Here is a 7,602-nt window from a genome sequence, read left to right as displayed (position 1 = left end):
TATAAATTAATAGTAGATATTATATAGTAAAATTTATATTAATTTTAATTAAGATTGATAAGTAAGGATTTAGGAAATTTATTTAATAAAGTAAATATGTGTAAGGTTTATGGTAGAAAGGATTATTTTGAATTGTTTATTAAGTATAGTAATAATTAAAAAAGGACATTTTGAAATGCTTCGCCCACGCAGTGGCTCAAGCAACGGATGTATCCGAAGTGGTAGCAATNNNAAAAAGTAAAAGAAGCAACAGGAGCTACTGGTGGAGGCTGTAGAGGAGCTAGATGTAAAAAAACTATAGAAGAATTAATAGAAGCTAATAAGTAGATTTTAAATAAAAAGTTGCCACATTGAATGATTAATATAGTCATTTAATRTGGCAACTTTTTTATTTAAGTAGTAGAAAATTTTTATTTGGGGCAAATTATAATGAAGTTATTATTTACTAAAAAATAAGTAAGTTAAAAAATATATGTTACTAAATTCAAAGTTAAAAATATACATAATAAGATTATAAGTTTGGAGCAATAATATATTTATGAGAGGTGAAGATTTATGATAAGTATTAATAAACTGCAAAAAGTTTATGATAATGGATATGAAGCATTAAAAAGTATAAATCTTGAAATTAATGAAGGGGAATTAGTTTGTTTACTAGGACCAAGTGGATGTGGTAAAACAACGATATTAAATTTGCTAGCAGGTTTATTAGATCCAACAAGCGGAGACATTAAATTTGATGGTGAATCAGTTATAAATAAACATCCTAAAGACCGTAATATAGGACTTGTATTTCAAAATTATGCATTATATCCACATATGACAGTTTTGGAAAATGTTATGTTTCCATTAACTGTTGGTAAGAAGAAAAAGTCAAAAGAAGAAGCTGCACAGATAGCTAAAAAGTATATGAAAATAACTAGCATAGAAGAATTAGCAGATAAAAAACCTGGAGAAATGTCAGGAGGACAACAACAAAGGGTTGCAATAACAAGGGCTTTGGTTCAAAATCCAAAAATTCTTTTACTAGATGAACCTTTAAGTAACTTAGATGCAAGACTAAGATTAAAAATAAGAGAAGAAATAAGAAGATTAGTAAAAGAAATTGGCATTACAACAATATTTGTAACTCATGACCAAGAAGAAGCCTTATCTATAAGCGACAGAATAGTTTTGATGAATCAAGGTGTTGTACAACAATTTGATATACCACAAAACTTATATTTAGAACCTGCTAACTTATTTGTAGCAACGTTTATGGGTAATCCAATTATTAATATTTATAAAATGAATAAACAAGGAAATGTTTTAGTTGGAGATGATTTTTCTATTGACTTAAGTTTACTTAAGGAAAGCAGAATAAAACAAGAATTTAATGAAGAAAAATATATTGTTGGTATAAGACCAGAATATTTTGTATTAAGCGAAAATCCATTGTTTAAAGTTAAAATCGAAACTGTAGAATTAATAGGAAAGGATTGTATATTAAACTTTAGAATTAATAATAAAAACTCTAAAGCAACTATAGATACAGATAAAGGCATATATGAAAATGACGAGGTTGGATTTGATATAGATTATAAGGGAATTTATATATTTAAAGAAGACGGAACGAGGGTTTACTAATGAAGAAATTAAAATATAGTGCAGAAAATTCACCACAGGCATGGTTATATTTATTACCTGCTTTAATTATAATTGTAGTATTTCATATATATCCATTAATAAAAACCTTTATTATATCTTTTCAAAAAGGGACTTTAAACAACTTAGTTTTCAATGGAATTAGAAATTATCAAATTGTATTAAGTGATCCTAAATTTCATAAAGCAATATTAAATACAATATTGTATTCTTTTACAGTAGTACCAATAGGTGTTATTATTGCAATGATTATAGCCTTAATTATTTTTGAAAAAATTAAGCATAAAGATATATTTGAAACTATATTTTTTATACCTTATTTAACAAGTATTATAGCAGTAGGTGTAGTATTTAGATTTTTATTAAATAGAGATTATGGATTTATAAACTATCTTTTAGGTTTTATAAATGTAGGACCGATAAATTTCTTAGATGACCCTAAGATGAGTATGTTCACATTAATTATATTTGGTATATGGTTAAGTCTTGCATTTAATATAATAATCTTAATTTCTGGACTTAGAAATGTAGATAGAAATTACTATAAGGTTGCAGATATGTTTGGGGCAACTAAAAGTGAGCAGTTTTTTAGAATAACATTACCTCAAATGATACCGATTCTTACATTTTTATTAATGATTAACTTTATAAATGCATTTAAGGTATACTCACAAGTATTTGCAATATTTAATGGTAAGGCAGGTATTGCAGATAGTGCAACCACAGCGGTATTTTATATATTTAATAAATTCTATGTTGAATACCGATATGGTCAAGGTATGGCAGCAGCAGTTATATTATTTATATTAATACTGATATTTACAATGATTCAAAACTATATATTAAAGAAAATATCTAAGTAGGTGAAAATATGGGAAAGGTTAGTTCAATTTTAGGGAAAATATTTATAGTTATTATGGCAGTGATAACATTATTTCCATTTGTATATATGATTTTAGCAAGTTTAATGACTTTTCAAGAAGCAACTAGTATACCACCTACATTGTTTCCGAAATCTTTTCAATGGCAAAACTTTAGGGAAGCAATGAAGCAAGCTCCTTTTGTTAGATATTTCTTCAATACAGTTTTTGTAGCAGGAGTATCTACACTTGGTACATTAATAACTACAATACTTGCAGCTTTTGCATTAGTTAAATTAGAATTTAAATTTAAAAATATATTAACAGCAGTATTAGCTACATTGCTAATGGTACCATATGAAGTGACAGTATTTACAAACTATCAAACAATAGCTCAATTAGGACTTTTAGATACTTATACTGCACTTATTGTTCCATCACTAGCAARTATATTTTATATATTTTACTTAAGAGGATATATTGCAAGTATTCCTATGTCATACTATAAAGCAGCTAAGGTAGATGGGTGTAGTGATTTAGAATTTATTACTAGAATTTTAGTTCCACTTATAAAACCATCATTATTTACAATGGGAATATTAAGTTTTATAGGAGGATGGAATTCATTTTTATGGCCAATACTTGTAACTAACAGTAAAGAAATGAGATTACTTAGTAATGGATTAAGTGCATTTGCTACAGAAAGTGGTACAAATGTTCAATTACAAATGGCTGCATCAACTATAGCCATAGTACCAATACTAATTATATATTTAATATTTAGAAAAGAAATAATTAAAGGAGTTGCAAGCAGTGGTATTAAAGGATAAAAAAACAAAAATCACCTTTCATAATGGAATATTAACAATTGGAGGAACTATTATAGAAGTTATGTATGAAGATAGTCATATATTCTTTGATTTTGGAAGTGAATATGACCCAAGTGCATCTTTTCAACCATCTAATTTGCAAGAATTATTAGATGAAAAATTAGTTCCATATTTAAATAATATGTATGATCCAAGTATTGAACTTAAAGGATATAAATCTAGTGAAGATAACTTTAAGCATACTGCTGTATTTTTATCTCATATGCATTTAGATCATTCAAAAATTATAAATTACCTAAATCCAAGTATTCCTTTATACACACTAGAAGGAACAAAGTCATTACTTAATACATTAAATATAAATAATGATTTTTTATTTCCACTTCATAATAAAATAGATTCAAATACCAGAGAAATAACTGGAGTTAAAGAAAATGAAGTGATAGAAGTTGGTAATATAAAAGTAAAAGTAATGCCTGTTGACCATGATGCATATGGAGCATGTGGATTATTAATAAAAACTCCAGATTTAGTTATTTCATATACTGGAGATATAAGACTTCATGGTTATAGAAAAGAAGAAACACTTAAGTTTTGTAAAGAAAGTGAAAACTGTGATGTTTTATTAATAGAAGGTGTTACAGTTTCTTTTAAAGATTTTGATGATGAAGATGATGAAAATGAGTTATGCAATGAAAATAACTTAATAAATAAAGTAAATGAAATAGTAAATAATAATCCTAATAAACAAATAACWTTTAATTATTATATTTCTAATATAGAAAGAATTTTAAATATAATAAAAACAAATACTAGAAAAGTAGTATTAGATRCATACTATTCTTATGTATTAAAAGAAGCATCAAACTATCAATCTTATTATTATAAATTAGATGATAAAGATTATGGATTAGACCCTAAATACGAAATTAAATTTGAAGATTTATTAAATGACGAAAGTAAGTATATGTGGCAACTAGACACTAATGCTATTAAGGACTTTAATAAATTAAAAAAAGGTGGAATTTATATTCACTCTAATGCAGTACCTTTAGGACCTTATGATCCAAGTTATGAACCATTTGTAAATAGATTTAAAGAACATAATATAGAATTTATAACAGTATCATGTAGTGGACATGCTCATCCAAAGGATTTAATAAAAATAATAAACTTAATTAAACCAAAGTTATTAGTTCCAATCCATTCATATAAACCAGAGAAACTTTATAATGAGCATGGAGAAAGACTATTACCAAAGAAAAATCAAACTATTTAAGGAGGAAAATATAATGAAGTTAAAAAAAATATTGCCATTAGCTTTAACTATAAGTTTAATGGTTGGATGTTCAGGAAAAAAACAATCATCAACACCAACTAACGAAGAAATTGTTACTGAAATAAAAAACCCTGTAGAAATAACTTTCTGGCATGCTATGAATGGAGATCAAGAAGCAGCATTACAAGGATTTGCTGATAACTTTACAAAAGAAAACCCTAATATAAAAATAACTCTTCAAAATCAATCAAGTTATCAAGATTTACAACAAAAGATAACAGCAACAACAGCAAGTCCAAAGGATTTACCAACTATAACACAAGCTTATCCTGATTGGCTTTTAAATGCAATAGATGAAAATTTAGTACTAGATTTAAAACCTTATATAGAAAATGAGACTTTAAAGTTTGATAACTATGATGATATATTAAAAGGATTTAGAGAAGCATCAACAATAGATGATAAAATATACGGAATACCATTTAATAAATCTACTGAAGTATTATGGTATAACAAAACTTTATTTGATAAATTAGGGTTAAAAGTTCCAACAACATATGATGAATTTGCTGATGTAGCAGAACAGATAAAGGAAAAACAAAATATAGTTGGTGGTGGATTTGATTCATTAAGTAACTATTATTCAACATACTTAAAAAATGAGGGTGTAACATTTGACTCAAAATTAGATCCAACTAGTGAAGCATCAGAAGATGCAGTTGATTATTATCTAGATGGTATAAAAGATGGATATTTTAGAATAGCAGGTACAGATAAATACTTATCAGGTCCTTTTGGAAATGAAACACTAGCTATGTATGTAGGTTCTAATGCAGGTGAAGCTTTTATAAAAGAGGGTGTTAATAATAAATTTGAAATAGGTGTTGCTCCATATCCTGCAAAACAAGTAATGCAACAAGGAACAGATTTATTTATATTTAATAATGCTACAAATGAGCAAAAAACTGCAGCATATCAATTTTTAAAATATTTAACAACAAAAGAGAATCAAATAACTTGGGCTGAAGAAACAGGATATATACCTGTTAGGGAAAGTGCTATAAATTCTGATGAATATAAAAATTCAGGAAGTTTAATAGCACCAATTATAGGTGATGCAACTAAAAACTTATTTACAAATCCTCTTGTAAAAGGTATGGATAGTGCATTTAGAGAATCAAATACAGTATTAGAATCAATATTAGCAGATCCAAACGGGGATGTTAAATCAAAACTAGAATCATTTAAATCAACTTTAATGTCTACTTTTGAATAAAAGAGTAGGGCCTTTCTTAGAAAAGAAAGTGCCCTATTTTTATAGATTTATTATATAAAAGGAGNNNAAAGAAAGTGCCCTATTTTTATAGATTTATTATATAAAAGGAGTAAAATTATGAAAATTGTTATATATCAAACTAGTGACCTACATGGATATATTTATCCAACAAATTATGTAAATGACCAACCATTAGGATTTTTAAAAATAGCTAGTTATATATTAAATGATGAAAAAAAATATGATTCATCTTTAAAAATAGATTGTGGTGACTTAGTTCAAGGATCTGCACTTACACATTTTTTATCTAAAAATAATATAAAGGAAAATCCTATAATAAAAGGACTAGAAGCTGTAAATTATAATGCTTATGTAATTGGAAATCATGAATTTAATTATGGGTTAAATTATTTAAAAAATGCATATAATCAAGTTTCTAAAAAGGTAATAAATGCTAATATAAAAGGATTACCTTTTGAAACTAAACCATATGAAATATTTGATTTTAATGGATTTAAGATAGGATGTATAGGTTTTACAACTGTTTATATACCTAATTGGGAACAAGAAGCTAATATAAAAAATTTAGAGTTTTTAGATCCAATTAAGCAATATGCTAAATATGAAAAAGAGTTAAAAGAAAAGTGTGATATGATAATAGTCTGTTATCATGGAGGATTTGAAAAAAGCTTAGATGATGAGATGATTCCAACTGAAGCTTTAACAAAAGAAAACCAAGCTAGTGAATTATTAGAAAACTTTAATTCTATAGATATAATATTAAGTGGGCATCAACATAGATCATTTATAACAAAAATAAGAGGAGTAATATGTTCTCAACCAATGCATAATGGTCAAAGCTTTACTAAAATAGTTATAGATACAGATAGCAAAGATATATCTTATGAATTAGTAGATGTTAGTAAATTAAATGATGAAATTGATGATAAATTAGAAAATATATTTACACAAATACAAAAGGATTTAGGAGTTTATTTAGACCAAATTATAGGTGAATTTGATAAGGATATGAGAATTGATGATATATTCTTAGCAAGATTAAAGGGACATCCATTTATAAACTTCTTACATGAAGTGCAACTAGATGTATCTGGTGCTGATTTTTCATCATTAGCAGTATTTGATAGTGCTATGGGATTTAGTAAGAAAATTTCAGTTAGAGATGTACTTATAAACTATCCATACCCAAATACTTTAAAGGTATTAGAAGTTACAGGACGTAAGTTAAAAGAAGCTATAGAAAAAAGTGCAACATATTTTGAAGTTGAAGATGGTAGGATAGTTGTAAGTAAAGATTTTTTAGTGCCAAAGGTTCAACATTATAACTATGATACTTATGGAGGATTAGAATATAAGATAGATTTATCTAGAGAACACTATGATAGAGTTGTATATATGAAAAAAGATGGCAAAGGTATAGATATGGATGAAAAGTACACTATAGTTGTAAATAATTATAGAGCTAGTAATACTTCTATATATCCAGCTTATAAAGATTGTAAGGTTGTTAAGGAAATAAACTTAGACATGAGTGAGATAATACTTGATTATATTCAAAAACATAAAAAGATTACTGTAAATGATAAACATAATTACTTTATAGATTAAAATATGATATTTAAAATATAAGCTAATAAGAGTAAGGTAGATTATAAGATATATAATTTACCTTATTTTTTACGTACTAGGATT

At 26.2% G+C, this 7,602-nt stretch carries 6 protein-coding genes; all 6 read left to right on the top strand.

The window, feature by feature from the left end:
• Positions 1-555 precede the first annotated feature (555 nt).
• The 6 genes from G3997_RS06115 (at position 556) to G3997_RS06090 (ending at position 7,518) form a co-directional block, all read left to right on the top strand.
• Positions 556-1,626: an ABC transporter ATP-binding protein gene (locus tag G3997_RS06115; protein WP_296644466.1), complete on the top strand. Its 1,071-nt coding sequence runs from the start codon at positions 556-558 to the stop codon at positions 1,624-1,626.
• A complete protein-coding gene (locus G3997_RS06110; RefSeq protein ID WP_296644463.1) occupies positions 1,626-2,507 on the top strand; it encodes a carbohydrate ABC transporter permease in 882 nt (293 codons plus the stop codon). The genes G3997_RS06115 and G3997_RS06110 overlap by 1 nt, the downstream gene beginning before the upstream one ends.
• 8 nt (positions 2,508-2,515) lie before the next feature.
• Positions 2,516-3,334, top strand: a complete 819-nt coding sequence (locus G3997_RS06105; RefSeq protein ID WP_296644460.1) for a carbohydrate ABC transporter permease — start codon at positions 2,516-2,518, stop codon at positions 3,332-3,334.
• On the top strand, positions 3,318-4,613 hold the full coding sequence (locus G3997_RS06100) for an MBL fold metallo-hydrolase (RefSeq protein ID WP_296644456.1): 1,296 nt from the start codon (positions 3,318-3,320) through the stop codon (positions 4,611-4,613). Before G3997_RS06105 ends, G3997_RS06100 begins: the two co-directional genes overlap by 17 nt.
• A gap of 13 nt (positions 4,614-4,626) precedes the next feature.
• Positions 4,627-5,889 (top strand): ABC transporter substrate-binding protein, encoded by a 1,263-nt coding sequence (locus tag G3997_RS06095; protein ID WP_296644452.1) that lies wholly within the window; start codon positions 4,627-4,629, stop codon positions 5,887-5,889.
• A gap of 117 nt (positions 5,890-6,006) precedes the next feature.
• On the top strand, positions 6,007-7,518 hold the full coding sequence (locus G3997_RS06090) for a bifunctional metallophosphatase/5'-nucleotidase (RefSeq protein WP_296644448.1): 1,512 nt from the start codon (positions 6,007-6,009) through the stop codon (positions 7,516-7,518).
• The last annotated feature ends 84 nt before the right edge of the window (positions 7,519-7,602 follow it).

Source organism: Romboutsia sp. 13368, assembly GCF_018336475.1.
GTDB lineage: Bacteria > Bacillota > Clostridia > Peptostreptococcales > Peptostreptococcaceae > Romboutsia.
The sequence above is the reverse complement of the archived record's forward strand: the minus strand, read 5'-3'. Positions and strand labels throughout refer to the sequence as shown.